Raw genomic sequence first — 24,554 nt, 5'->3', positions numbered from 1 at the left:
ACGTAGCATGCCGGTCATCAGAAGGTCCACGAGCTGGAGCGAGTCGCCGATGTTCATCGCCACCGTCTACATCCGCTTCTTCCGCTCGTTCAACTTCGACTACCTGCGCAAGGCTGACGAGGGGTTCGTCGCCGACCCTTGGGACGTGCTGAAGTCGGATGGCATGGAGTTCCCCTTCGTCAGGGTGCCGCTGGAGGATGGCGTGACCACTGTCGTGGGCGCGAACGAGTCCGGTAAGAGCCAGCTGTTGTGGGCGGTGAAGCACGCGCTCACCGGCCAGGGCATCGAGCGTGGTGACTTCTGCAGGTACTCGCAGTACTTCGCGGTGAACAAGACCATGGCGTTCCCCGACTTCGGGGTGGAGCTCAAGGGCTTGGACGCAGGCGATCGAGCGGCCTTGGCCAAGGCCTGCAAGACGGAAGTGGACGACGAACTGGACTCCTTCTTGGTGTTCCGCATGGGAGGACCTGACCCCGTCGTCTACCTCCAGCAGGACAACGAGTGGAAGAAGCTTGCCGTCAAGGACAGGAAGGCACTCGACGGTGCCCTCCCGCAGTGGTTTGAGATCAACGCTGACGTTGCGCTACCTGAAAGTGTTCCGATTAAGTACCTCGCCCACGGTAGGAAGTCGCTGCGTACCAGTCCTCGTAAGGGACGGCAGTCGTTCCTCAACGAGATCCTGGAGAACGGGTCGTCGTGGTTCGGCTCAGCTGAGCAGGTCGCAGCAGCGGCGTCGAACATCATGAGCGCTTTCGCGGCAGTGGATGTGGAGACCGAGGAGCACGACGAGCAGCTCGCGCTTGCTGACGACCTTCTGCTGAAGGTGGCCGGCATCGACCGCACGGCGTTCGAGGAGCTGCTGAAGGCGGTCGACGCGAGCAAGGACGGCTTCGCCAACGGGATCGTGGAGCGGATGAATCGCGAGCTCGCGGCGTCGCTGAACTTCCCGAAGTGGTGGTCGCAGGATCACCAGTTCGAGCTGCGGTTGACCTTGCGCGATCAGGACCTGGTCTTCACGATCCGGGACAGGACCGGTACGGAGTACTCCGCTGACGAACGCAGCGGTGGGCTCAGGTACTTCCTCAGCTACTTCGTGCAGTATCTCGCCCACGAGGCGCCGAAGTCCGGTGCGCGCGAGATCCTTCTCATGGACGAACCGGACGCCTACCTGTCCAGCACGGGCCAGCAAGATCTCCTCCGCATCTTCGAGGACTTCGCGAACCCGCAAGACCCGAACCGGGCAGCGTGCCAGGTCGTCTACGTGACACATTCCCCGTTCTTGATCGACAAGAACCACGGTGAACGGATCCGCGTCCTGGAGAAGGGCGAGGGTGACGAAGGCACCCGCGTCGTGCGCAACGCCGCACGAAACCACTACGAGCCGCTGCGGTCAGCGTTCGGCAGCTTTGTTGGCGAGACGACCTTCATCAGCAACTGCAACCTGATGCTGGAAGGCATGTCCGACCAGATCATGCTCGCGGGCATGTCTGCGCACCTGCGCAAGCAGAAGGCGTCGTCCTTGGACAACCTCGACCTGAACACCTTGACGCTGGTGCCGGCAGGCTCAGCCTCCCACGTCCCGTATCTGGTGTACCTCGCACGAGGACGAGACGTCGACCGGCCCGCTGTGATCGCCTTGCTCGACAGCGACACCGCGGGCAACCAAGCGTGCAAGGCGCTCCGGAAGGGGCCAGACGGCATGCCACTGATCGAGTCCAAGTTCGTCCTGCAGCTCGGTGATCTGACTGGTGAAGGACTCGTGAGCACGTTTCCCGACGGGGTTGTTGCCATTGAGGACCTCGTTCCGCTGGAGATCGGGATCGCCGCGGTGCGACGGTACGCACACGACTTCCTTGAACCCGATCAAGCAGCGAAGATCCGTACCCTTACCGCCAAGGACGTGTCCTTCGCAGGCTGCTCCGGTACGCATGACGCATTGGAGAAAGCAGCTGCGGGCAAGCTGGAAGGCTTCCACCTCGACAAGGTGGGGTTCTCTCGCAACGTGCTCGAGGTGGCCCGGCAGGACGCGGGTTTCGAGGCCGCGGCAGAGGTCATGGCCAACAACTTCCGCATCTTGTTCCGGGAGTTGGGTGCTCGACAGCGTCAAGCGATGCGCGAGATCACGACCGAGAAGACGAGCGCCAAGATCAAGCGCTTGAAGCGTTCGTTCTTGCGCGACCACCCGGCCACCGCCACCCGGGAAGAGGCCACGCTTCTGCTGGAAGAAGTCGAGGCAAGCCTGGATAACTCAATCGACGCAGAAGACCTGAAGAGCCACATCCGAGGGATGCGACGAAACTTTCAGCTAGAGGACGAACCGACCGAGCCGATCGATGACTTCAAGGCGTTCCGCGATGCACTGGACACCTTGGTCTACCGCGAGGTCAACATAGTCCAGGAACGTTGACACGACCTGTTGGGGCACGTCCGCAGAACGCGCCCCAACAGGTCGTGCAGGGCGGTGGACAGGCCTCCGAGTCCGCTCGCCCTGTCGCGTCACGCCAGCCTCGGTCGCCGGACTCGCTGGTGGCGTGAGACTCGTCCGAGGCCGATCGGTGCTGGCCGATGGAGCATCGACCGAACGCCTTCCTGACCAGGCCCGGCGGCGTGCGGCCCGACCTCGTCAGCCGCTACGCCGAGGTCTGCTCGAAGGGGTCCGAATCGTCGCGGCGATGCCAGATTTGGCTGAGCGACCGGATTCTGCCGATCATCGCGGAGCACGGTCTGCCCACGCCCGACGCGGCCGTCGAAGACAAGTTCGCGCTCAACGGGCAGACCACTCTGACGAGTCGAAATCTGACCAGCAGATGCTGTTCTGAGCACACGGCCCAGTCGCCTGTTGGTGCTCTCCCGCAGGTTGCCTAGTCGAGGCGCGCATGCCGCTCTTGTCCAAGTCGGGTGTGCCCGTGGCGCGGAGGGACGGCAGGTCAGTTGGCTCTCACACTGCAGGGCGGACCACGCTGACCATGTATTTGGAATCAGATGGGGAAGTGCTGCTCACTGGGGGTACGCAGGCACCAGGTTGCGTAGCTGGGCGGGGTCGTCGTCGGAGACGAACCTGTAGCTCTGGGGAGGTTGGAACTTGGCGGTGTCCCGCAGTGCGGACAATGGCCAAGGGGTGGCCAGTCTTCGCGGGTCTCCCACATAAACGGCAGTGGCCAGTTCGGAACCGTCGAAGTACTCGTCGTACTCGGGTCGCAACAGCCCGACGTGCTTGCGGTGGCGCCGCCAGATCCGTGCCGGTGTGTCGGTGTCCCGGCCTACGATCACCGCGGTGCCGACGACGGCCATCACCGGTGAGCTGGCGTAGAGGATCAGGTGTGTTCCGTCGGGCGCGGACAGTCGGGTGCGCCGCAGTTCGACGGTCTTGGTGCCGTCCAGGATGGCTTCCGCGAATCGCGGACGCAGCGACATCAGCAAAGGGCGCACAGCAGGTGTCCACGCGCTCGATTCCACCGCTGTTGCAGTCACAGGGGGTGACCTTAGCGGTCGACGGGGTCGAAGTGATGTTGCACCACGATGATCGTGGATCACGTCACCGCTTCGTCGTGTTCGCCATGTCGTAGATCGCGGCGAACGTCGCGGTCGGCATTCGAACCGGTCCCTGGATCCGTTTCGGACCGTCCATCGATTGGATCAGGTCGAGGTACTCGGACCAGCGGATGTGACGCGGGAACAGCTCGGTGTAGGACACCCGGAGCGCCTGCGCGCTACCTCGTTGCCCTGCGGCGCCGTCGATGTCAGCAAGGGTGAAGACCCCGTAGTGGGCGAACTGTTCGTGCAGTTCCAGCGGCGCTCCGATGTCGATCGCGTCGAGAAGCGACGTGCCGATGAACCGTCCACCACCGGTGGTGGCGTCCTGCGTCAGGTACCACAGAACTCGACCAGGGGCCTTGAGCACGCTGGGGTGATTGCCGCGGTAGTAGACGTGCTCCCGTCCCAGGGCCAGCGTGGTCGGCCGGTGGGTGAGGGTCTGCGGCTCACCGAGGAGCTCAGCGCTCCAGCGCGGCTGGATCGCGACGGCGAAGTGGGGTAGGTCGCTGTCGGTGATCTTGGCGGGCCACCAGGTCCGTTCGTACTGCGCGGCTGATTCGGGGGCGAGACGAGGTGGAAGCAGGGCGGCAGGCCCGAGACCGACCTGGGCCTGCGCTGCGGAGACAGCGGAGCTGACCTGGGCGCCGGTTCCGGCGGCCTCAACCACCCAGCTGTGCCATGTGTCGTTGACGCGCTGGTAGCTCTCGTGGCTCGCCGCACGTTCGATGGCGGGGGAGAGATAGGGGTCCTCGATGCGTACCACGTGGGCGCCGTGGCTCCGTGCTTCCAGTCGCAACGTCCAAAGCAGGTAGCGAGCCATGGTGTCGGCGTCCGGGTGATCCGGGACGCGTAGCAGCGGTGCTTTGAGGACGTGGTCGTCGACGATCGACGCGTAGCAGCCGACGGTCGTCCCGTCGCTTGCACGCACGATGGAGTGAGATCGCGGTGCACGAGCTAGTGCGTTCAGGCGGGACTTGAGTTCCTGCTTTGTCTCGCCGCCGCGCCGGTCCAGGAAGGTCAGGAGTACCGCCTCGGACTGGGCGTTCGCCAGCTCGGTGCTGAACGAACTGCCGGCGAGCGTCCTGGGTTGGTAAGCCACCGAGTGGGCCAGCTCATCGAGATGAACGACCAGGTGGTGCGGGTCGATCACACGCAATGCCATGAGTTCGGGAAACGCGACGAGCCGGGGGAGCAACGGGGCCATCTGAGACCGCAGTCGTTCGTCCCAGGTCAGGAACACCTGGATGCCTGCCCCGGCGGTCTCAGCGAGATGCCACAGGTCTCCCTTGTCCTGCGGGGTCAGCGCACGGTCAGGTTCGGCCGTTCGAACCGCGTCGAGTAGCACCTCGTGCAGCTCTTCGGCTCGCTTCGGCGGCCCGCTCGGGCGCCGGTAACGCGCGGCGACATCGGCCAACCTGCTGCGCGACTCGGCCGAGTGCCGGTCGAGGTCACGTTCGAGTCCGTGCGGCACGACCATCTCGATCCGGTCCGCTACATCGGGTGCGAGCAACACCTGGGACCGTTCCGCCTGAGGATGGTCCTTGCGGGTGTGCAGGTCCATCAGGATGTTGACGTCGATCGCCACGGCCAGCTCGGTTGGCTCGTCCACCGGAGTGAACAGGTTGGCGTGCTCGTGGTCGAGCCACCACACAGTCATCGGAGCCTTGTCTTCACCACGCCCACGCGCACGTCCGAGGTGTTTGAAGCCGAGCCCACGCCACACCCGCTGGATGTCGGCGTAGCTGTCGCGGCACTTCGCGCGAACGCCCAACCTCGCCCGGTGCCGACGGCTCACCTCGTCGACGAGCAGCTGAGCCACGCCCTTCTCCCGGAAAGGCTTGTCGACGCAGAGGTGCACCAGGGTGACCTCGTTGCGTGGCAAGCGAAACAGCGCGTAACCGACCAGTTCGCCGTCTCTCATCGCGCCGAGCAAGCAGTGTTTGGCCGCGTACTCGAAATACGCTTCGCGCGGGAAGAGACCGAGCGTCTTCTTTGCCGTGTTGCCGAGTTCAACCGCACGCTCGATCGTCGCGGCGTCGGTACCGGCCACGACCTCGATGACCACGTTCGCGGACTTCGTCGACATCACCGCAGTGTGACTCACCTGCGCCGACCTCGGCCCGTATGCGCTGATCAGTCACCTGACAGGCCTATTTGCAGACGCACAAGTGTTCGGTTCGAGCTGAATCGCGGCGCCAGTCGCACATCTGTTCGTTTGCTTTCACCCGAAGCGACCGTCACGATTTCCGGACCACAATCTGACATTTTCAGGACATCCACTCTCTAGCTTCGCTACACATGCGACTTTCTATCGCGTTGGCGAGTGTCGTGGTGGTGGCCGGTTCGAGCGGCGCCGCCGCCGACGTCCCGGCGGTCACCTACCAGGACATCGTTCCCCGCCTTCGGAAGTTTCAGTCGATCGCTGATCAGAACGGCGGCAACAGGGCACACGAACGTGCCCAGGGTTCGCGGCGTCGATCGACCACGTGAAGTCCACGCGGGACGCCGAGGGTTTCGTGACTCGCGTCGACGTGTTCGAACAGAGCGGCGCGGTCGGATGCAACCTTGTCTCGGACTGGCTGGGTGAGGACGAGAACCACGTGCTGAGGCTCGGCGCCCACCTCGACGGCGGCTCCAGACGGGCCGGGCATGAACGCCTCGGGATACACAGGCGTGCTGAACCACTCTGCCTCGCTAGAGATCATCGACAGGGCGGAGATCGTGCTTGGACAAGATAAGTAGCCGCAAGCCTGCCGCATCTGCCAACTCTTGGCTCGTACGCTTGACTTCGCTGGGGATTTCATCGACTGCGGCGAGCAGGTGAGTCTCGGCGCCCAGGCGTGAGCTGACGGAGAGGTCTCGTTTGAGCTGGGCCGGGGTGAAGTCGCTAGCCTTGGTCTTGACCTCGCCGGCGATGAACTGCTGGGCGTGAACACCGAGGACATCTATCTCGTTGACCGTGCCGTTCTGGAAGGTGGCGAGCACGCCACCCAGCAGGTGGGTGTGCGGCTCGCGCTTGTGCAGCGCGGCGACAACCAGCAGATGCGGGATCACTCCTTGATCACTTGCCAAGTCGATGAAGGAGTTCAGCCTGTACTGCAAGGTGAGGCCGGCATCGGTGGACGTGTAGTAGGTGGCGGCTCTGCAGCCAGGACAGCGAGCCACTGAGCTCACGTCGGAGATCGGTACGAAGCTGCTCAGCCCGCAGCGCGCGCAGACAGTCTCGAATCCTCTTTCCGCCCAGTTCATCGCGCACAGCGACTCCAGGGCTTCGACAGGCTGGACCGCGGACTTGCCCAGCCTGTTCGTCAACCCTTCAGCGCTGTCGTATCGCCGTACACCGCGACCACCCCAGCGCGCACCAAACGCCTGCACCTCGTCCTCGGACGTGCCGCTCTTGCGCATCTTCTCCATCTGGCGCAGGTACGAGGTGGAACGAGGCGAGGTCAGATGAGAGATCGCTTCGTGCACGCTGGGCCGTAGCAGGATCGAGAGATCCGAGTCGGCGTTGAGTGCGTCGGCGATCTTGCCTTTCTCCGAGAGGTGCCACTCGGAGGTGTGCTCACCGATGAGGAGGGTTGTCGCCTCGTGCAGCGATGGGAAGTGCAGCTCCAGTTGGTAGGAGTTCATCGCATTCGTTGCGATCTCAAGACGATCGCTTCGCCAGGTCGCTCCGTTCGTGATCCGTTTCGCAAGGATGTCCTTGCGGGGAAACGGATCGAACAGCGGGCTGGACATGCGGAGCAGTGTCTTGCCTGAGCCGGAGAACTCGATCGGCGAGGTGAACCGCAGTCGTGCTCGACCGGCGGTGGCATAGGTCTCTACCTCACGTGACTCTCCGTACCTTCGTTCGAAGAGCAGGAAGTCGCGCAGTTCGAGATTGGTGAGGTAGGTGTGCGGCGGCACGCGAGCGTCAGCGGGAAACCTGATGCGTGACGTCAGCTTCTGCTCCGACACGTGCAGACCGAGGAACTCCTGTGCGAGCGAGTGCAGTCTCTCTTCCGAGACAGAGAAGCTGTTGACGACCACGTCAGGGTCGAACTCGTCCGGTCGATCCAACTGATGGGCGAGATTTCGGTCGAAGCCAATCCAATGAGGAAGGTCGTCGGCCGAGACGATCATCATTGGAGCGGGGTTGTGTCCCCGGTCGTTCAAGGCGCGGAAGTTCCAGAACCACAAGCAGTCGCGGTACGTATCCCTGGTTGTCATCCAGATCAACGCCGGTATGGACGAGGCGCCGGCGGTGTAGTTCTCGGCGAAGTTGCTGACGGTCTGATCGAGACACGTCTGGCCGTGCAGCGCCGCGCGGGCGACTTGATCGGCAGTCGGGGCCCTGCGGTAGCCAAAGCTTCCGTCGAGAGCTTGCTCGTGCTCGGCGGTGAAGTCACCAGCCAAGACGACCTGCCACAACGGGCTTCCGACCGCAGGGATCACCCGGGCCTGCGTTGGGTCGCCGTAGTCAGGAAGACGTGCAGGATGCGTTGAGAAGCGGGTAATTCCGCCCCGGTCTATGTGCTTCAGTTCGGTCACCGGCAGTTTGAACGACTTGGCCACGTCGGCGGCTACAGAGGCGCCGACGTCCACGTCGACAAGTCCTTCGACGCCGGCGAACTCCACGACTTGCCGCCACCATCCCTCGACCGATCCGTCGCGCCGGACAGGGATGATCGGTTCGGCCATGCCGCCCCAGCGTGTGGTGGCTTCTTGGACTGCGCGTCGCAGGCCGCGCCGACTGCCGGCGCGTATCAGGTATGCGGCCCGCGCGGGTAGGAGTTCGGCCCTCACCGCGACTGGGCCGGAGTGCTCTCCAGGAGTCATAGAGCGAAGACTTCACCACATGGGGCGGTGCTCGACACGGCGCCACGCTGAACGGAAGCTGCCACTTCCGAATCTCCTTGTTGACGTGTCTCCAACGGTCTCCAATCTCGGACTTCAAGGTCGTCAACCCGCTTGCCATGGCAGCGCATCCAGCCGCCGGTTGGAGACGGATTCGAAGCGAATCTTGGTCAGCTCGCCGGCGCTCTCTGCCTTAATCTTTCGGTAGATCGTCCCGAATCCCTCAAGCGTCTTCTTGAGGCCCAAGAAGGGGACTCATCCGCTGCGTGACGAGCCGAGTGCTTGAGCTGGCGGTATATAACCCGGTGCGCTTCCTGAGGAGTTGTTCCTCCGTAGTAGTCGGCGAGATCGATTGCCTCCTCGCCGTCACCGAGGTCGGAGTCTCCGATTGCGCCACTCTCCGCGTGGATAGTCGTCAAGTCTGGGCTCGGGCGTAGGAGTCGAAGTGACTGGCGTGAAACTGGTCGTCATCCCTGCCCAGGCGATGTGTGGAATAGCCCGCTCTGGGAGAAATTGCCGAATATGTAGCCCGAACCAGTGCGCGATCTGACCGAGTTTTGGCTCGTAGTTCCGCTAACCGGTCGCGCTCGTGGTTCGGACTGGACATGGGTACGTCTTGTGCTAAGGCCGTGGTCCGCCGGGTATCTGGTCATGTCCGGGTGCCGGTACAGATGAAATCACTGACAGTGCCGGGCTCGGTTCGACAAGCGGGGGAGTCAGGTTGTCCGGCCCCCTCGCCGAAAGTGCGACGTCTAGGAGGGACTGCGCGAGCTTGCCTGGAAGCTGCGCTACAGCCGCCAGCGAGCTCACGATCAGCTCTCGGAGCGCGTGGACTACGAGCTGCCGGTCTTTCGGGTCATTAACATCCCGAAGAACAATAACGAGCGGTGGGCACAGTCCGATCAGGACTGTCAGAACGACCGCGCAGACGCCGATGATGATTGAGAGCACGCACGCAGTCTTGTAGACACACGTCGTCCATTGAAAGAAGGAAGGTAGCAGCTACCCGCTTCAAGCACGCGTATTTTCGCTGAAGTGGCCTAGTGTTCGCGTTACAAGCTTCACCTGGATGACCTAGCGTCGATAGCGATGAACTGCGCTTTCTATTTGTCCGAATTTGGTGACGTGTTCTCGGTCACAAGGACTGCCCGTCTGCGGTCGGTGACCCGTGAGTCATCGACCGGAATCGCGGTGAGGGAGTCAGGGATAGCTCGGTGCGCGAGGGAGCAGTGGTTGGCTTCGCTGTAGGCGCGATCTTCCATCGCGGGAGAACGACCCCTGTCTGATGGCAGACGTGCGAGTCGCCGCGCGCTAGACCATTCGCTGGCCGGCGGTGTCCACTGTGTACCTGAAACAGTGTCCACTGTGGACTTCTGGGGCCCCTTCTGGGCCCCTTCTCGTCGAGACCCAATGAGTCACGATGGGCCTGAACAGGCAAAACATGCCGACGGGGCCGCCTCCGGGAGGTGTCCCGAAAACGGCCCCATCGTGGCCCGTCAGGCCTGGTCGGTCCACCACTTCTGGCCGGCCGCGCCGAGGGTGGAGATCGGGTCGTAGTAGGGGTAGCGACGGTCGAGAGCCTCCGGGTCCTCGAGCTCGATCCCGGTGCGGTAGTTCTTCGTCCAGTAAGAAATGCCCAGCTCACGGTCATATTCGGCGAGCTGGTGCACCCACCGCTTGCCCACGTACGGGACGTCGCAGACGATCCGCGGCGTCGCGTAGCCGGGTAGGTAGCCCATGATCGCGTGCTGAAGTTCTTGGGCTTCCCAGACGGACACCCTCCAATGTTCTGCGTTGGGGATCATGTCGCACATGTAGAAGTAGTACGGCAGGATGTTCGCTTCCCCTTGCAGCGCGAAGCAAAGGTCCAGCAGGTCGTCCGAGGTGGCGTTGACGCCCTTCATGAGCACGCCCTGGTTGCGGACGTCGCGCACGCCCACCTCAAGTGCGGTGCGGGCGGCCTCGGCGACGAGAGGCGTCACGGACTGTGCGTGGTTCACGTGCGTGTGGATCGCGAGGTTCACGCCGCGTCGGGAAGCCGTGCGTGCGACGCGTTCCAGGCCCTCGACGACGCGTGGCTGGAGCCAGTGCTGGGGCAGGCCGGCCAGCGCCTTGGTGGCCAGGCGGACGTCGCGGACGGTCTCGATGTCCAGCAGGCGCATCAGGAACGACTCGAGTTGCGGCCACGGCACGTTCGCCACGTCGCCGCCGGAGACCACCACGTCTCGGACGCCCGGGGTCTTCTTCAGGTACTCGATCATCTGGTCCTGGCGGTCGACCGGCTTCAGGGAGAGCTTGTGCTTGTCGATCAACGGCGTGGAGTTGCCGACCAGGTCCATGCGGGTGCAGTGCCCGCAGTACTGGGGACAGGTCGACACCATCTCGGCCAGGACCTTGGTGGGGTAGCGGTGGGTCAGGCCCTCTACGACCCACATCTCCGCCTCGTGCAGCGAGTCGCGCTGCGAGTGCGGGTGTGACGGCCAGTGGGGGTCGCGGTCGGAGGCGACCGGCAGCATGTAGCGGCGGACCGGGTCGTTCAGGAACGCCTCGGTGAAGGCGTCGGGAGAAAGTTCGGCGTCGACCGCCATCGTGTTGAACATCTGCGGCGGGATCAGCATCGACATCGTCGCGAACGCGCCCATGTCCGCGGCGAGGTCGTCGTAGAACTTGTCGGTGAGCAGGTCGCCCGCGACCTTGCGGAGCTGCTTCACGTTCTTGACGCAGTTCACCCGCTGCCACTGGGCGTCGCGCCATTGCGCCTCGGTCACGTGCGACCAGCCGGGGAAGCGTCGCCAGTCAGGTTCGACCAGCTCTCGGCGGACGTACGTGTACGGCTGGCGGTCCAGCCGCTCCAGCGCCGTGGTGGCGTCGTGCAGCGCAGTCATCCGTACTCCTCAGCGTCGAGGTCGCGTAAAGATATCCTGTCATACCGCTAGCGTGCCGTAAATATTTCAGCTCAAGACCTGGTGGAGGGCCGGTCGGGAGCATTTGACGGCTGTCGTGCGTTGACCAGGCATGCCCCTTTTCGCGCTGCTGCTGCTCGGGATGTTCGCCGAGATCGCGGTCATGGTCGCCGTCGGCAACGCCATCGGCGGGCTCTGGATGATCGCTCTGCTCCTGCTCGGCACCCTCGTCGGACTGTCGCTGGTGCGCCGCCAGGGCGCGCAGACGATGGCCGCGTTCCGCGAGTCGGTGTTCCAGCGTCAGCAGCCGCACCAGGAGATGGCGGACGGCGTGCTGATCGCGGCCGCCGGCGCGTTGATCATGGTGCCGGGCTTCATCAGCGACGCGGCCGCGTTGTTCCTGCTCTTCCCGCCCACGCGCAAGCTCGTGAGCCGGCGGATCGCGCGCCAGGCGGAGGCGGCGGCGCTCAAGTTCGAGCACGAACGCCGCTTCGGCGCCGGTCAGGTCGTCGAGGGCGAAGTGATCGACGTCGAAGCCGAGCCCGTCGTCATCACCGAACGGCGCGAGCTCAGGTGATCCGCGCGTACCGGCCCTCTGACCTGGACGCGCTGTACGACATCTGCCTCGACACCGGCAACGGGGGCCAGGGCGCTCGCCATCTGTTCGACGACGCGCGGCTGATGGGCCACGCCTACGTCGGACCGTACGTGGCGTTCGAGCCCGACCTGGTGTTCGTGGCGGAGGACGACGAGGGGGTCTGCGGGTACGCGCTCGCGGCGTCCGACACGGAGGCCTTCGAGGACCGCTGCGACCGCGACTGGTGGCCTGACCTGCGCGTTCGCTATCCGCTGAGGCCGAACGCGAACCGGATCGTGCAGCAGATCCATCAACCGGCCCGCGCCGACCTGATGATGATCCGGGACTATCCGGCGCACATGCACGCGAACCTGTTGCCCCGCGCGAAGGGCAAGGGGTTCGGGGGCACGCTCGTTCGCAGCGTGCTCGAACGCCTGGAAAAGGGCGTCCACGTGCACGTGCGGCACCACAACACACACGCGATCGGCTTCTGGGAGCACATCGGTTTCCGCGTGGTCGACTCCGCGGACAAGCTCGTGCTGGGACTGCGTCTCTAGGACTGGATCAACCCAGCAGGTCCTTCATCAGCAGTTCGAAGTCGAGGACCTCACGACCGGCCGGCACCGCCGCGTAGGTGGAGTCCAGGAACCGCTGCAACTCCGTCGCCGACAGCTGGAACACCGCGTGCGAGTCCTCGGTGAACAGCTCCAGGAACAGCACGTCCCCGTCGCCCGGCCGCAGCCGCACGTCCCCGAGCCCGGCGGGCGACAGGATCCCGTCGGCGAGCAGTTCGCGTCCGACCAGCCAGACCGACTCCTGGTCGCGTGCGTGAAAACGCATGGTCACGGCATGCGGATCGTCTGAGCGGTAGTGGAGGTCGACGTTCATCGGCTCGACCGAGCCGTCCGGCCGAACGAACTCAACGACGGTCGCCGTGCCGACCCGGGTCTCGTTGAACATCGCCGTTCCTCCTCCGCGGTGAGGGTGCTGCACTCAACACGGACCCCGTTCAGGATCGGTTCAAAGCTTTTCCAGAACTTCTTCTCTGGGTACCTGAGGCGCATGACGGTCTACGGCATACACGCCTCACACGAGCAGATACATCCCGCCGACCTCCTCACCGCCGTGCGCAGGGCGGAGGAGGCGGGGTTCGGCGCGGCGATGAGCTCGGACCACTTCTCGCCCTGGAGCGCGCGCCAGGGTCAGTCCGGGTTCGCCTGGTCGTGGCTCGGCGCGGCACTGCAGGCCACCGACCTCCCGTTCGGCGTGGTCACGGCCCCGGGACAGCGCTACCACCCGGCGATCACCGCACAGGCGATCGGCACCCTCGCCGCGATGAACCCCGGCCGCTTCTGGGCCGCGCTCGGCACCGGCGAGGCCAGCAACGAGCACATCACCGGCGACGTATGGCCCCGCAAGGACGTCCGCACGGCCCGGCTGCGCGAATGCGTCGACGTGATCCGGGCGCTGCTGAAGGGCGAGGAGGTCAGCCACGACGGCCTGGTCACGGTCGACCGCGCGAAGCTGTGGACGTTGCCGGACGAGGTGCCCCTGCTGATCGGCGCCGCCGTGAGCACGGAAACGGCCCGCTGGTGCGCTGAGTGGGCGGACGGGCTGATCACCGTCAACACCACCCCGGAGAAGTTGCGCGAGGTCGCGGACGCCTACCGGGATGCCGGCGGTAAGGGCAAGCTCCACCTGCAGGTGCATCTGAGCTGGGCCGATGACGACGACACGGCTCTCGCGATCGCGCACGAACAGTGGCGCAGCAACGTGTTCCGCCCGCCCGTGTGCTGGGACCTCGAACTGGCCGAGCACTTCGACGTGGTCGCCGAGCACGTCACGCCGGAGCAGGTCGCCGAGGTCGTCAACGTGTCCGCGGACCTGAAGTGGCACGCCGAGCAGCTGCGGACGTACGCGGACCTCGGCTTTGAAGAGATCTACCTGCACCACGTGGGCCAGGACCTGATCCCGTTCGTCGACGCGTTCGGCGAGCACGTGTTACCGGAGGTGACCGCGTGATCCGCACGTCCGACGTCTGGTGGAAGAACGCCTTTCTGTACTGCCTGGACGTGGAGACGTTCTCCAGCGACGGCTTCCGCGGCGCCACCGAACGCATCGACCACCTCCACGCCTTGGGCGTCACGTGTGTGTGGCTGATGCCGTTCTATCCGACCCCTGAACGCGACGACGGCTACGACATCACCGACTTCTACGGCGTCGACCCGCGGCTGGGTTCGCTGGGCGACTTCGTGGAGTTCGTGCGCGCAGCACGAGACCGTGGCATGCGCGTGATCGCCGACCTGGTCGTGAACCACACGTCCGACGAGCACCCGTGGTTCCACGACCCGTCGAAACGCGACTGGTACGTCTGGGCCGACAAGCCCCAGAACGACGGACCGCAGGGAATCACGTTCCCCGACAAGGAGAACAGCCTCTGGGAGTACTCGGAGGAGGTCGGCAGGTACTACCTGCACCGCTTCTACAAGCACCAGCCCGACCTCAACGTCTCCAACCCCGAGGTGCGTGACGAGATCGCCCGGATCATGGGCTTCTGGATGGAACTGGGCCTGAGCGGCTTCCGCGTGGACGCCGTCCCGTTCCTGCTGGAGCACAACGACCCGCTCGACGCCGTCTCGCTGCCCGACCCGCACGACTACCTCACCGACCTGCGGGCGTTCCTCAACCGCCGCAACGGCGAGGCCGTCCTGCTGGGCGAGGTCAACCTGCCGTACAAGGACACGATGGCGTTCTACGGCCAGGGCGTCGGCGACGAGCTCACGATGTGTTTCGACTTCGTCGGCATGCAGGCGATGTACCTGGCCCTGGCGCGGCAGTCGACCGGACCGCTGGCCAAGGCCCTGCAGGAACGCCCGGCGCCACCGCGCGACGGCCACTGGGCGACGTTCGTCCGCAACCACGACGAACTGACCCTGGACAAGCTGCCGATGGACGAACGCCAGGAGGTCTTCGACGCCTTCGGTCCTGATCCGAAGATGCAGCTCTACGGCCGCGGTCTGCGCCGGCGACTGCCCGGCATGCTCGACGGCGACCAGCGCCGCATCCGCATGGTCTACAGCCTGCTCTTCACGCTGCCGGGCACTCCGGTGTTGTTCTACGGCGAGGAGATCGGGCTGGAGGAGGACCTGTCGCTCGAGGGCAGGCTGGCGGTGCGCGTGCCGATGGACTGGGATGCCGCGGGGGAGCAGCGCCACGACCCCGACTCGTTGCTGACGTGGATGCGGCTCCTGGTCGAGCGCTACCGGGAGTGCCCGGAGCTGGCGTGGGGCGAGGTGAAGGTGCTCGACGTCGGCGACCCGACCGTGTTCGCCCACCGCGCGGACTGCGACGGCGGCTCGGTTATCGCCGTGCACAACTTCACGGACCAGGAGGTCACCGTGCGGGTTCCGGCCGAAGGGGTGCTCACGGACCTGTTCACCGGCGGTTCCGTGAAGCCCGCGAAGATCGGTGCCAAGGTCGACCTCGCACCCTACGACTGCCGTTGGTATCGCCTGGTTACCGAGTGATGCTTGCGCAATCTTTACGCTTCACGTGAAGATATCTTCGAGACAGCGTCGTCGACCGAAGGATTTTCGCGTGAGCGCGTACGGACTGCACCGCGTCCTGGAGCCTGCCGGTGTCCTGCCGCAGCAGGCGTGGCGGCTGGACGCGGAACCCGTGCCCGCCCCCGACGAGGTGATCGTCGCGGTCGAGCGGCTCAACCTGGACGCGGCGTCGTTCCGGCAGCTCAGGGAGCAGCACGGCAGCGGCGCGGCGGTCCGGCAGGCCGTGCTCGACATCGTCGGCGAGCGCGGCAAGATGCAGAACCCCGTCACCGGGTCGGGCGGCATGCTGCTCGGCACCGTCCTCGAGGTGGGGCCGGAGTCGCCGCTCGGGCTCAAGGCCGGTGACCGGATCGCGACGCTGGTCAGCCTCACGCTGACGCCGCTGCGGATCAACGACGGCCTGCAGGACTGGGACGGCGAGGACGAGCAGGTGCCGTGCCGGGGGACCGCGGTGCTGTTCGGGCGGTCCATCGCGGCCGTGCTGCCGGACGACATGCCGAACGAGCTGGCGCTGTCCGTGCTCGACGTGTGCGGTGCACCGGCACTGACTGACCGTGTGGTGCGCAAGCATCCTGGTGGGTCGGTGCTGGTGCTCGGCGGTGGCGGCAAGTCCGGGTCGCTCTCTCTCGCGGCCGCACGTCAGGCCGGTGCGTCGCGCCTCGTCGCGTTGGTGCCGACCGAGCGTGAGGCCGCGCAGGTGCGTGAGTCGGGCCTCGCGGACGAGGTCGTGATCGCGGACGCGCGCAATCCGGTCGCCGTGGCCGAGGCCGTGGGCAAGCAGGTCGACGTCACGGTCGTGTGCGTGGACGTGCCGGGGTGCGAGCACGGCGCCATCCTCGCGACCGCGGACGGCGGCACCGTGATCTTCTTCTCGATGGCCACCTCGTTCAGCGCGGCGGCCCTCGGTGCGGAGGGTCTGGCCGCGGACGTGGAGATGATCGTCGGCAACGGATATGTGCCTGGTCACGCCCAGTTCGCGTTGGACCTGGTCCGGACGCGGGCGGGTGTGCGGGCCCTGTTCGAGCAACGGCAGACTGCGTGACGTGAGTACGCAACTTTTGGTCGGCGGCCGCATCTACGCACCGGATGCGACGGCGATGGCCGTCACGGACGGTGTCGTCGTGTGGATCGGACAGGACTCGGTCGGGCACGCGCTGCACCCGGACGCCGAGGTCGTCGAACTCGACGGCGCGTTCGTCGCGCCCGCGTTCGTTGACGCGCACGTGCACGCCACGTCCGCAGGTCTGCTCCTGACCGGCCTCGACCTGACGAAGACGTCCTCTGTGGACGAACTGCTGGAGAAGGTGCGCGCCGCCGAAGGCCCCTTGGTGTGGGGTCACGGGTGGGACGAGACGCGCTGGCCGGAGAACCGTCCGCCGACGCGCGCCGAGATCGACGAGGCCGCTCAGGGCAAGACGGTGTACCTGTCGCGCATCGACGTGCACTCGGCGTTGGTCTCCTCGGACCTGATCACCGACGAAGCCCGCACCGCCGATGGGTTCTCCGCGGACGGCCCTCTCTCGCGCGCCGCACACCACCACGTGCGCGGCACGGCGAAAGCCGCCATCACGCCCGAACAGCGCGCGGCCGCACAACTGACGTTCCTGCGTCACGCGGCGTCGAAAGGCATCGCGTCCGTGCACGAGTGCGCCGGCCCGGACATCTCCGGCGAGGACGACCTGCGCGAACTCCTCGCCCACACCGAAGGCCCCGAGGTGGTGGCCTACTGGGGTGCCCACGAGCTGCCGGGCGTTCCCGTGCGCGGACTCGCCGGCGACCACTTCGTCGACGGCGCGATCGGCTCCCGCACCGCCGCCTTGACCGAGCCCTACGCCGACGCCGACACGTCCGGAGCCCTCTACCTGGACGGACGGCAGATCGCCGACCACCTGGTCAAGTGCACCGAGCTGGGGGTGCAGGCGGGGTTCCACGTCATCGGCGACGCGGGCATGGCCGCCGTGATCGAGGGTTTCGAGATCGCGGAGAAGACGCTCGGCACCCCCGAACTCGCGTCGGCACGCCATCGCCTCGAACACGTCGAGATGGTGTCGAGGGAGCAGGCGGAGAAACTCGCCGGGTGGGGCGTCGTCGCCTCCGTGCAGCCGCTGTTCGACGCCGAATGGGGCGGCCCGACTGGGATGTACGTCCAGCGACTCGGCGACGAGCGCGGTGTGGGGCTGAACCCCTTTTCCCGCCTCGCGGCCGCGGGTGTCGTGCTCGCGTTCGGCTCGGACACCCCGGTGACGGCCATCGACCCGTGGGCCGCGGTGAAGGCTGCCGTGCACCACAAGACCGAGGGCCACGGTGTCTCCCCGCGTGCCGCTTTCACCGCCCACACCCGCGGCGGCTGGCGTGCTGCGGGCGTGAACGACGGCCTGACCGGCACGCTTCAGCCCGGTGCGCCCGCGACGTACGCGGTGTGGGAGACCGGTGACCTCGTCGTCGCCGGCTCGGACGCACGGGTGCAGCGCTGGTCGACCGACCCGCGTTCCGGTGTGCCCGGACTGCCCGATCTCACCGGTCCCGCGCCCGTGTGCGTGCGGACCGTTCTCAACGGCCGGACGATTTACGAGAGGAAGTGACTCATGGCGTTGCTCGACCTGGATCCCTTGGTCGTCGCCACGGCGCGCAAGCTCGCGGCGCGGGCGGCCGAACCGGTGGTGTCCCTCGCGAAGGCGCACACCACCGTCGCCGTCGAGCGCGCCACACTTCGCCTGGCAGGCATCACCGGCGCGGACTCCACGCACCGCGCCGGTGACGTCCCGTGGGTCAACCGCGTGATCGACACGGTCCGCGAGCAGTGCGGACTGGAACACGGCGTCGTGCTCCCGGCGTTCCACGCGCTGCGCGAGCACAACCTCGGCACCCTCACCGAACTCGCCGAGGCCACCGCCGCCGGCCAGATCCAGTTCAGGATCCCCACCGGCAAGGACCTGACGGCGGCGCGCAAGGCGTCCACGTCCGCGGTGTCGAAGGGCCTCAAGACGGTCGACCGCAACCGGGTCCAGCGTGACAAGCTGATCACCAAGTGGGGTGATCCCGCGCAACGCCCGTGGATCTACCTGATCGTCGCGACCGGCGACATCGACGAGGACGTGATCCAGGCCCAGAACGCCGCCCGCGCCGGCGCCGACATCATCGCGGTGATCCGCTCGACCGGGCAGTCGCTGCTCGACTACGTCCCGGAAGGCGCCACGCACCACGGGTTCGCGGGCACGTACGCCACGCAGGAGAACTTCCGGATCATGCGCGCGGCCCTCGACGACGTGTCGAAGGAGGTCGGCCGGTACGTGCGGCTGACCAACTACGCGTCCGGTCTGTGCATGCCGGAGATCGCTGTCCTGGCAGGGCTTCAGCGCCTGGACATGATGTTGAACGACTCGATGTACGGCATCCTGTTCCGCGACATCAACCCGATCCGCACGTTCGTCGACCAGCGCTTCTCCCGCCAGGTCCACGCGCGTGCCGGCATCATCATCAACACCGGCGAGGACAACTACCTCACCACCGCGGACGCCGTCGACGCTGCTCACACCGTCACGGTCTCCCAGCTCCTCAACGAGCACTTCGCCCACGAGGCGGGACTGCCCGACCACCTGCTGGGCCTCGGCCACGCGTTCGAGATCAATCCGAAGGTGCCCGACTCGTTCCGGCTCGAACTCGCGCACGCCCTGCTGGCCCGCGAACTGTTCCCGGACGCGCCGCTGAAGTGGATGCCGCCGACCAAGCACATGACCGGCGACGTGTTCGACGGCTATCTGCTGGACGGGTTCTTCAACCTCGCGGGTGTCCTGACAGGACAGTCCATTCTGCTCGTCGGCATGATGACCGAAGCCGTCGTGACACCGTTCCTGTCGGACCGCGACCTGGCGCTGAAGAACGTCCGGTACGTGCTGAACGCGGCGGGCAGCCTCGCCGAGGACTTCCGGCCCTCCCCGGACGGGCTGATCGTCAAGCGGGCGCACCAGGTGCTCGGCGAGGCCGTCGATCTGCTGGGGCGCATCGTCGACGACGGTCTGCTCAACGCCATCGCGGACGGCACGTTCGGCCTGATGAAGCGCCCCGCGGACAAGGGCAAGGGCGCGGACGGCGTGGTCGAGAAGGCCCCCGAGTACTTCAACCCGGCTTCGGAGATGCTGGAGGCCAACGATGTCTGACGCGAAGAGGTACGTGCGGCCGTACGGTGACACCACCGGTGACGGCATGATCCAGACGTCGTTCACGCTGCCGATTCCCTTCGGTCCCAAGGCGGACGGCGCTGCGCTGCAGCTCGCGAACAAGATGGGCATGGACCCCGCGATGGTGGTCCACTCGAACCCCATCGGCGCCGACTTCACGTTCTTCGTCGTCTACGGCTCGGTGAAGCACCTGGTGGACCTGGACGACGTCAAGGTCGTCGAGCGCGAGTACCCGTTGCTCAGCCCTTCCGAAGTCAACTCGGCTTTGAAGAAGGTGTTGCGGCGCAAGCTGGTCGTCGTCGGCGGGTGCATCGGCACGGACGCGCACACCGTCGGCATCGACGCGATCCTCAACATCAAGGGCTTCGCGGGCGAGAAGGGCCTGGAGTACTACCGGGAGCTGAAGGTCGTGAACCTCGGCGCCCAGGTCTCCGTGCCCGAACTGGTGCGGTCCGCCCGCACCGAGAAGGCCGACGCGGTGCTGATCTCCCAGGTCGTGACCCAGCGGGACGCGCACATCCTGAACACGCAGGAGATGTCGGCGGCGTTCCGCGAGGCGATGGGGGACCGGCGGCCGTTGCTGGTGGCGGGCGGTCCGCGATTCGATCCGTTGATGGCGGGCGAGCTGGGGGTTGATCGAGTGTTCTCCCGGGGTACCACGCCGGGCGAGGTCGCGAGCTATCTGGTGCACGCGATGCAGGAGAAGAAGGGGGTCGCCGCGTGAGCGGAGCTTTGGTCGAGGGTTTCTCGGTGACGCACCGCCGTTACGTGCCGCACTCGCATGCGCACTACGGCGGCAACCTGGTCGACGGTGCGTACGGGCTCGGCATGTTCGGTGACGTCGCCACCGAGTTGCTCATCCACACGGACTCCGACGAGGGGCTGTTCGCGGGGTACAGCTCCGTCGAGTTCGCGGCGCCGATCCAGGCCGGCGACGTCGTCGAGGCCTCGGCGACGTTGGTGCGCATCGGGAAGCGGTCGCGTGAGATCGAGTTCGAGGCACGTGTGGTGTGCCGTTCTGCCCCCGAACGCGGACCTTCGGCAGCCGACGTACTGGCTGAGCCGATCGTCGTAACGCGGGCTCGCGGCACGGTCGTCGCGCCGAAAGCCGCGGAATAACTCCAAAATTTAGTCCGAACCGGATGGCGTCCTGCTCCGAATCCCCGCCGTGGGAAGGGAGCAGGACAATGCCAAGTAGCAACAAACAACGATTACGCCGGGGTGCGATCGCCGCGGCCGCGGCCGTGGTCGCGGTGGCGGCGGCGATACCGGCGGCGCAGGCCTCCAGCCACCGCGAGGCGCCACTGATCGCGGCGGACCCGGCGGTCGACAACACCGACGTGTACGCCTTCACGAGCCCCGACAAGCCCGACACGGTCACGCTCATCGCGAACTGGTTCGGGTTGCAGGAACCCAACGGCGGCCCCAACTTCTACCCGTGGGCCACCGACGCCCGGTACGACATCAACGTCGACGCGGACGGCGACGCGGTGCCGGACAAGACGTTCCGGGTCACGTTCAGCACGGACGACCGGCGGGGCAAGGCGAACACCTTCCTCTACAACAACGGGCCGGTCACGTCGATCAACGACGAGAACCTGTTGTTCCGCCAGAACTACTCCCTGGAACTCGTCGAGCAGGGCAAGACGACCCAGCTCGTGAAGGACGGCCGCGCGGCGCCGTCGAACACCGGCCCGGCGTCGTTCCCGAACTTCGGCGCGATCAGGGACCAGGCGACGGCGAAGATCCCCGGTGGCGGCCAGGTCTACATCGGACCGTCCGAGGACTCGTTCTTCCTGGACCTGCGGGTGTTCGACCTGCTGTACGGCGGGAACCTGAAGGAGGTCAACCAGGACACCCTGATGGGCTACAACGTCAACACCATCGCCATCCAGGTGCCCAAGACCATGCTCGCGCTCAAGGGCGACCCGAAGCGCAACCCGGTGATCGGAGTCTGGAGTGACACCGAGCGCCGCACGCTGAAGCTCGACCCCGGCAAGGCGACCCCGCAGGGCAACTTCGTGCAGGTGTCGAGGCTCGGCAACCCGCTGGTCAACGAGGTGGTGTCGTCCGCGCCGTTGAAGGACGCGTTCAACGGGCTCGAACCCGTCGGTGACGCGAAGGTCCAGGCGCTGCTGGACCGGGTGAACGACCCGGAACTGGCCCGGCTGATCCAGGCGATCTACGGCATCCCCGCGCCGAAGACGCCGCGCGCCGACCTGGTGGAGATCTTCCTGACCGGCATCACCACGAAGGCGGGCGGCCCGATCAAGGCCGATCTCAACTCGCAGCTGAACAACGCCGATGTGAACCCGAAGAGGTTCCAGCCGTCGGAGATGTTGCGGCTCAACATGTCCACGCCGGTGACGCGCAACCCCAACCGGCTCGGCGTGCTCGGCGGGGACCTGCAGGGGTTCCCGAACGGCCGCAGGCTCACCGACGACGTCGTGGACATCGAGATCCAGGCGGTCGTAGGCGCGGCGCTGACCGGCAAGCTCGTGCCGGCGCTCGCGAAGGGTGACCGGGTGAACGGCAACGACGTTCGCTTCGGAGATCGGTTCCCGTACGTCGGACTGCCCAGCAACCAGGCGGTCAACTCCCGCTGAACGAGGGTGCCTCCCATGTGGAAAACACTTCCGCTGCTGGCTGCCCTTTTGGCTGTCGCCGCCTGCGCTCCCCCGCAGGCGGCGACACCCGCCGCCACGCAGACCTCTTCTTTGCAGCGCAACGCCGAGTCGTTGCAGGCCAAGCTCCGCCGCACTCCGCAGGACGCCTCTGCCTGGGCCCAGCTCGGGTCCGCGCACGTGGAGCTCGCCCGCGTCACTTTCGACCCCCAGCACCATTCCCGAGCCGAGAAGGCGCTGACCGAGTCGTTGCGGCTCAAGCCGGACGGCAACGGCGAGGCGTTCATCGGGCGTGGTGCGCTCGCCAACGCTCAGCACGACTTCGCTGCCGCCCGCGACTGGGGCCGGCGCGCTGTGTCGGCGTTGCCGGACTCCGCTGCCGCACAGGGAGTGCTGGTCGACGCGTTGACCCAGCTCGGTGACTCCGAGGGTGAATCCGTTGCACTGCAACGCATGCTTGACCTACGGCCGGGTGTCGCGTCGTTCACTCGCGCGGCCTACCACTTCGAACTGCGAGGCCGTCTCGACGAGGCGCGCGGGGCTCTGGAACGAGCGCTGGAATCGGCTTCGTCACCGGACGAGGTCGCGTTCTGCCGGCTCCACCTGGACAAGCTGGACGGGCGGACCGACGAGTCCGTCGAGGCCACTCGCGAGCTGGCGTCGAAGGTGCCGTCACCGGAACACCTGGTGAGGTACGGCGAGGCCTTGGACAAGGCGGGTCGGTCTGCCGAGGCGCGAACGCAGTACGACCTCGCCTTGCGGCAGTTGCGCGCGTTGGGCGGTGACGATCTGACGGCGGCTTTGATCTCTGCCGATCACGGCGACCCCGCCGAGGCGTTGCGGTTCGCGGAGAAGGAGTGGGCCAAACGGCAGAGCGTCTTCACGGCTGATGCTCTCGCCTGGGCTCTGCACGTGAACAAGCGGTCCGCGGAAGCGCTGCCGTACTCGGACAAGGCCGTCTCTCTGGGGTGGCGAGACCCTTCCGTGCTGCGGCACCGTGAGGCGATTCTGGGGAGCCTGCGATGAGAGTGTTCCTGATGGTGCTGTTCGGGATGCTGCTGATGGGCGGGGTGGCGCAGGCCCACCCGTTGAGCAACCTCAGCGTGAACCACTACGACGGGCTGCGGGTGTTCGCGGACCGGATCGAGCTGCGGTCCGTTGTGGACAGTGCGGAGATCCCGACCCTGCAGGACCGGGAGTTCGTCGACGCCCGCAAGCGCTGCACGGAACGCGCGAAGTCGTTGAACGCGATGGCCGACGAGAAGGAACTGCGGTTCGAGGTGCTCGACGCCGACGTCGTGCGCCCGCCCGGTGAGGCCGGCCTGCCGACGATGCGTCTGACCTGCGAGTACACCGCGCCGCTGCCGGTGCGCGGGGAGGTCGAGGTGACGTTCAGCGACTCCTACCTCAAGGACAAACCCGGCTGGCGCGAGATCACCGTCGTCGGCGTCGACATCGCGGTGTCCGGCGCGCCGGCCGAGACGATCAGCAACGAACTGCGCACGTACCCGGACGACCTGCTCTCGTCGCCGCTGGACGTGCGGGCGGTGCGGTTCCTCGCGCAACCAGGTGAGGGGTCAGCCGTGACCCCACCTGGTGTTCTGGGTGAAGCCACGAAGGCGGCCGTCGGACTGGTGGGTGATCTCACCCCGGTGGTCGGAATCGGTGCGGTCCTGCTGTCTCTGGTGCTGGGCGCGTCGCACGCGGCGCTGCCCGGCCACGGCAAGACCGTGATGGCCGCCTACCTGGCGGGTTCGAGGGGAACCCGCCGCGACGCACTCCTCGTCGGCGCCACCGTCACCATCACCCACACGGCGGGTGTCCTGGTGCTGGGGCTGCTGATCAGTGCGTCCAGCGCGATCGCGGGCGAGTCGGTGTTGCGCTGGCTCGGCGTCGCGAGCGGTCTGCTGGTCGCGGTGATCGGAGGGGTGCTGCTCCGCTCGGCGGTGCTGTCCCGTGGTCGTAAGCGGCACGACCGCGGGCATGGACATGGGCACGGACACGGCCATGGCCATGCGCACCGCCGGGCGGGGCTCGTCGGAATGGGGGTGGCGGGCGGGTTGGTGCCGTCCCCCTCGGCTCTGGTGGTGCTGCTGGGCGCCATCGCGCTCGGCCGCACCTGGTTCGGCGTGGTGCTGGTGCTCGCCTACGGCCTGGGCATGGCGGCGATGCTGACCGCCGCCGGGCTGCTGCTGGTCTCGTTGCGCGACCGCTTCGGGCCGCGCCTGGCCCGCTTCCGCGGGTTCGCGGACTTCACGCCGCTGGGCACCGCGGCGCTGGTGATGCTCGTCGGAGTCGGTCTGGCCACGCGTGCGCTGGCCGGTTAGTCAAGGAGA

21 protein-coding genes are annotated in these 24,554 nt (G+C 66.4%); 15 read left to right on the top strand and 6 right to left on the bottom strand.

The genetic code is table 11. From position 1 onward, the window contains the following. The first annotated feature begins 49 nt into the window (after positions 1-49). Both SK854_RS38275 and SK854_RS38270 read left to right on the top strand, forming a co-directional pair. On the top strand, positions 50-2,407 hold the full coding sequence (locus SK854_RS38275; RefSeq protein WP_030476139.1) for an AAA family ATPase: 2,358 nt from the start codon (positions 50-52) through the stop codon (positions 2,405-2,407). A 158-nt stretch (positions 2,408-2,565) separates the two neighbouring features. Beyond that, a complete protein-coding gene (locus tag SK854_RS38270) occupies positions 2,566-2,865 on the top strand; it encodes a hypothetical protein (RefSeq protein WP_030476138.1) in 300 nt (99 codons plus the stop codon). 132 nt (positions 2,866-2,997) lie between these two features. Here the strand turns inward: SK854_RS38270 and SK854_RS38265 are convergent, their stop codons facing one another. Then, a complete protein-coding gene (locus SK854_RS38265) occupies positions 2,998-3,429 on the bottom strand; it encodes an ASCH domain-containing protein (protein ID WP_216824316.1) in 432 nt (143 codons plus the stop codon). A gap of 106 nt (positions 3,430-3,535) precedes the next feature. After that, entirely contained in the window at positions 3,536-5,620 is a 2,085-nt protein-coding gene (locus tag SK854_RS38260) for a GNAT family N-acetyltransferase (RefSeq protein ID WP_084400827.1), read from the bottom strand. Between the two features lie 212 nt (positions 5,621-5,832). On the opposite strand from SK854_RS38260, the gene SK854_RS38255 reads away from it, so the two are divergent. Next, positions 5,833-6,024: a hypothetical protein gene (locus SK854_RS38255; protein WP_144065156.1), complete on the top strand. Its 192-nt coding sequence runs from the start codon at positions 5,833-5,835 to the stop codon at positions 6,022-6,024. A 204-nt stretch (positions 6,025-6,228) separates the two neighbouring features. On the opposite strand, the gene SK854_RS38250 is transcribed toward SK854_RS38255, so the two are convergent. The 3 genes from SK854_RS38250 to SK854_RS38240 all read right to left on the bottom strand — a co-directional run bounded on the left by SK854_RS38250 (position 6,229) and on the right by SK854_RS38240 (position 11,255). Then, positions 6,229-8,214 (bottom strand): hypothetical protein, encoded by a 1,986-nt coding sequence (locus SK854_RS38250; protein WP_030476134.1) that lies wholly within the window; start codon positions 8,212-8,214, stop codon positions 6,229-6,231. Positions 8,215-8,475: 261 nt separating this feature from the next. Continuing rightward, positions 8,476-8,616 (bottom strand): hypothetical protein, encoded by a 141-nt coding sequence (locus SK854_RS38245; RefSeq protein WP_157512885.1) that lies wholly within the window; start codon positions 8,614-8,616, stop codon positions 8,476-8,478. Positions 8,617-9,866: 1,250 nt separating this feature from the next. Continuing rightward, complete coding sequence (locus SK854_RS38240; RefSeq protein WP_319980036.1) at positions 9,867-11,255, bottom strand: KamA family radical SAM protein; 1,389 nt, start codon at positions 11,253-11,255, stop codon at positions 9,867-9,869. Between the two features lie 130 nt (positions 11,256-11,385). Here SK854_RS38240 and SK854_RS38235 point away from each other — a divergent pair, with 130 nt between their 5' ends. Both SK854_RS38235 and SK854_RS38230 read left to right on the top strand, forming a co-directional pair. Next, positions 11,386-11,850, top strand: coding sequence for an FxsA family protein (locus SK854_RS38235; protein WP_319980035.1), 465 nt, complete (start codon positions 11,386-11,388; stop codon positions 11,848-11,850). Continuing rightward, positions 11,847-12,407 (top strand): GNAT family N-acetyltransferase, encoded by a 561-nt coding sequence (locus tag SK854_RS38230; RefSeq protein ID WP_319980034.1) that lies wholly within the window; start codon positions 11,847-11,849, stop codon positions 12,405-12,407. The genes SK854_RS38235 and SK854_RS38230 overlap by 4 nt, the downstream gene beginning before the upstream one ends. A 7-nt stretch (positions 12,408-12,414) precedes the next feature. Here SK854_RS38230 and SK854_RS38225 read toward each other — a convergent pair whose 3' ends face one another. After that, positions 12,415-12,810, bottom strand: coding sequence for an SsgA family sporulation/cell division regulator (locus SK854_RS38225; RefSeq protein WP_319980033.1), 396 nt, complete (start codon positions 12,808-12,810; stop codon positions 12,415-12,417). 102 nt (positions 12,811-12,912) lie between these two features. Between SK854_RS38225 and SK854_RS38220 the strand changes: the two genes are divergently transcribed. The 10 genes from SK854_RS38220 to SK854_RS38175 all read left to right on the top strand — a co-directional run bounded on the left by SK854_RS38220 (position 12,913) and on the right by SK854_RS38175 (position 24,545). Beyond that, positions 12,913-13,872 (top strand): TIGR03885 family FMN-dependent LLM class oxidoreductase, encoded by a 960-nt coding sequence (locus tag SK854_RS38220; protein ID WP_319980032.1) that lies wholly within the window; start codon positions 12,913-12,915, stop codon positions 13,870-13,872. Then, the gene (locus SK854_RS38215) at positions 13,869-15,377 is read left to right on the top strand and encodes an alpha-amylase family protein (RefSeq protein WP_319980031.1); all 1,509 of its coding nucleotides are present in this window, start codon (positions 13,869-13,871) and stop codon (positions 15,375-15,377) included. Before SK854_RS38220 ends, SK854_RS38215 begins: the two co-directional genes overlap by 4 nt. Positions 15,378-15,447: 70 nt before the next feature. Further along, on the top strand, positions 15,448-16,458 hold the full coding sequence (gene kdd / locus SK854_RS38210; RefSeq protein ID WP_093587728.1) for an L-erythro-3,5-diaminohexanoate dehydrogenase: 1,011 nt from the start codon (positions 15,448-15,450) through the stop codon (positions 16,456-16,458). Next, positions 16,451-17,998, top strand: coding sequence for an amidohydrolase (locus SK854_RS38205; RefSeq protein ID WP_319980056.1), 1,548 nt, complete (start codon positions 16,451-16,453; stop codon positions 17,996-17,998). The genes kdd and SK854_RS38205 overlap by 8 nt, the downstream gene beginning before the upstream one ends. 3 nt (positions 17,999-18,001) lie before the next feature. Beyond that, complete coding sequence (gene kamD / locus SK854_RS38200; protein ID WP_319980030.1) at positions 18,002-19,573, top strand: lysine 5,6-aminomutase subunit alpha; 1,572 nt, start codon at positions 18,002-18,004, stop codon at positions 19,571-19,573. Further along, positions 19,566-20,318, top strand: coding sequence for a lysine 5,6-aminomutase subunit beta (gene kamE, locus SK854_RS38195; protein ID WP_319980029.1), 753 nt, complete (start codon positions 19,566-19,568; stop codon positions 20,316-20,318). Before kamD ends, kamE begins: the two co-directional genes overlap by 8 nt. Beyond that, positions 20,315-20,713, top strand: coding sequence for a 3-aminobutyryl-CoA ammonia lyase (kal, locus tag SK854_RS38190; protein ID WP_191297440.1), 399 nt, complete (start codon positions 20,315-20,317; stop codon positions 20,711-20,713). Before kamE ends, kal begins: the two co-directional genes overlap by 4 nt. A gap of 68 nt (positions 20,714-20,781) precedes the next feature. Continuing rightward, positions 20,782-22,200, top strand: a complete 1,419-nt coding sequence (locus SK854_RS38185; protein WP_319980028.1) for a DUF4331 domain-containing protein — start codon at positions 20,782-20,784, stop codon at positions 22,198-22,200. A gap of 15 nt (positions 22,201-22,215) precedes the next feature. Next, positions 22,216-23,244 (top strand): tetratricopeptide repeat protein, encoded by a 1,029-nt coding sequence (locus SK854_RS38180; protein ID WP_319980027.1) that lies wholly within the window; start codon positions 22,216-22,218, stop codon positions 23,242-23,244. Continuing rightward, positions 23,241-24,545: a nickel/cobalt transporter gene (locus SK854_RS38175; RefSeq protein ID WP_319980026.1), complete on the top strand. Its 1,305-nt coding sequence runs from the start codon at positions 23,241-23,243 to the stop codon at positions 24,543-24,545. The genes SK854_RS38180 and SK854_RS38175 overlap by 4 nt, the downstream gene beginning before the upstream one ends. Positions 24,546-24,554: the final 9 nt, after the last annotated feature.

The organism is Lentzea sokolovensis, from assembly GCF_033949975.1.
GTDB lineage: Bacteria > Actinomycetota > Actinomycetes > Mycobacteriales > Pseudonocardiaceae > Lentzea > Lentzea sokolovensis.
The sequence above is the reverse complement of the archived record's forward strand: the minus strand, read 5'-3'. Positions and strand labels throughout refer to the sequence as shown.

Coding starts and splice junctions, on each gene's coding strand:
- SK854_RS38260 (WP_084400827.1), bottom strand. CDS start 5,620: ATGTCGACGAAGTCCGCGAACGTGGTCATCGAGGTCGTGGCCGGTACC.
- SK854_RS38240 (WP_319980036.1), bottom strand. CDS start 11,255: ATGACTGCGCTGCACGACGCCACCACGGCGCTGGAGCGGCTGGACCGC.
- SK854_RS38250 (WP_030476134.1), bottom strand. CDS start 8,214: ATGGCCGAACCGATCATCCCTGTCCGGCGCGACGGATCGGTCGAGGGA.
- SK854_RS38175 (WP_319980026.1), top strand. CDS start 23,241: ATGAGAGTGTTCCTGATGGTGCTGTTCGGGATGCTGCTGATGGGCGGG.
- SK854_RS38185 (WP_319980028.1), top strand. CDS start 20,782: ATGCCAAGTAGCAACAAACAACGATTACGCCGGGGTGCGATCGCCGCG.
- kamE (WP_319980029.1), top strand. CDS start 19,566: ATGTCTGACGCGAAGAGGTACGTGCGGCCGTACGGTGACACCACCGGT.
- SK854_RS38180 (WP_319980027.1), top strand. CDS start 22,216: ATGTGGAAAACACTTCCGCTGCTGGCTGCCCTTTTGGCTGTCGCCGCC.
- kamD (WP_319980030.1), top strand. CDS start 18,002: ATGGCGTTGCTCGACCTGGATCCCTTGGTCGTCGCCACGGCGCGCAAG.
- SK854_RS38275 (WP_030476139.1), top strand. CDS start 50: ATGTTCATCGCCACCGTCTACATCCGCTTCTTCCGCTCGTTCAACTTC.
- SK854_RS38220 (WP_319980032.1), top strand. CDS start 12,913: ATGACGGTCTACGGCATACACGCCTCACACGAGCAGATACATCCCGCC.
- SK854_RS38270 (WP_030476138.1), top strand. CDS start 2,566: ATGGAGCATCGACCGAACGCCTTCCTGACCAGGCCCGGCGGCGTGCGG.
- SK854_RS38235 (WP_319980035.1), top strand. CDS start 11,386: ATGCCCCTTTTCGCGCTGCTGCTGCTCGGGATGTTCGCCGAGATCGCG.
- SK854_RS38225 (WP_319980033.1), bottom strand. CDS start 12,810: ATGTTCAACGAGACCCGGGTCGGCACGGCGACCGTCGTTGAGTTCGTT.
- SK854_RS38255 (WP_144065156.1), top strand. CDS start 5,833: ATGCGACTTTCTATCGCGTTGGCGAGTGTCGTGGTGGTGGCCGGTTCG.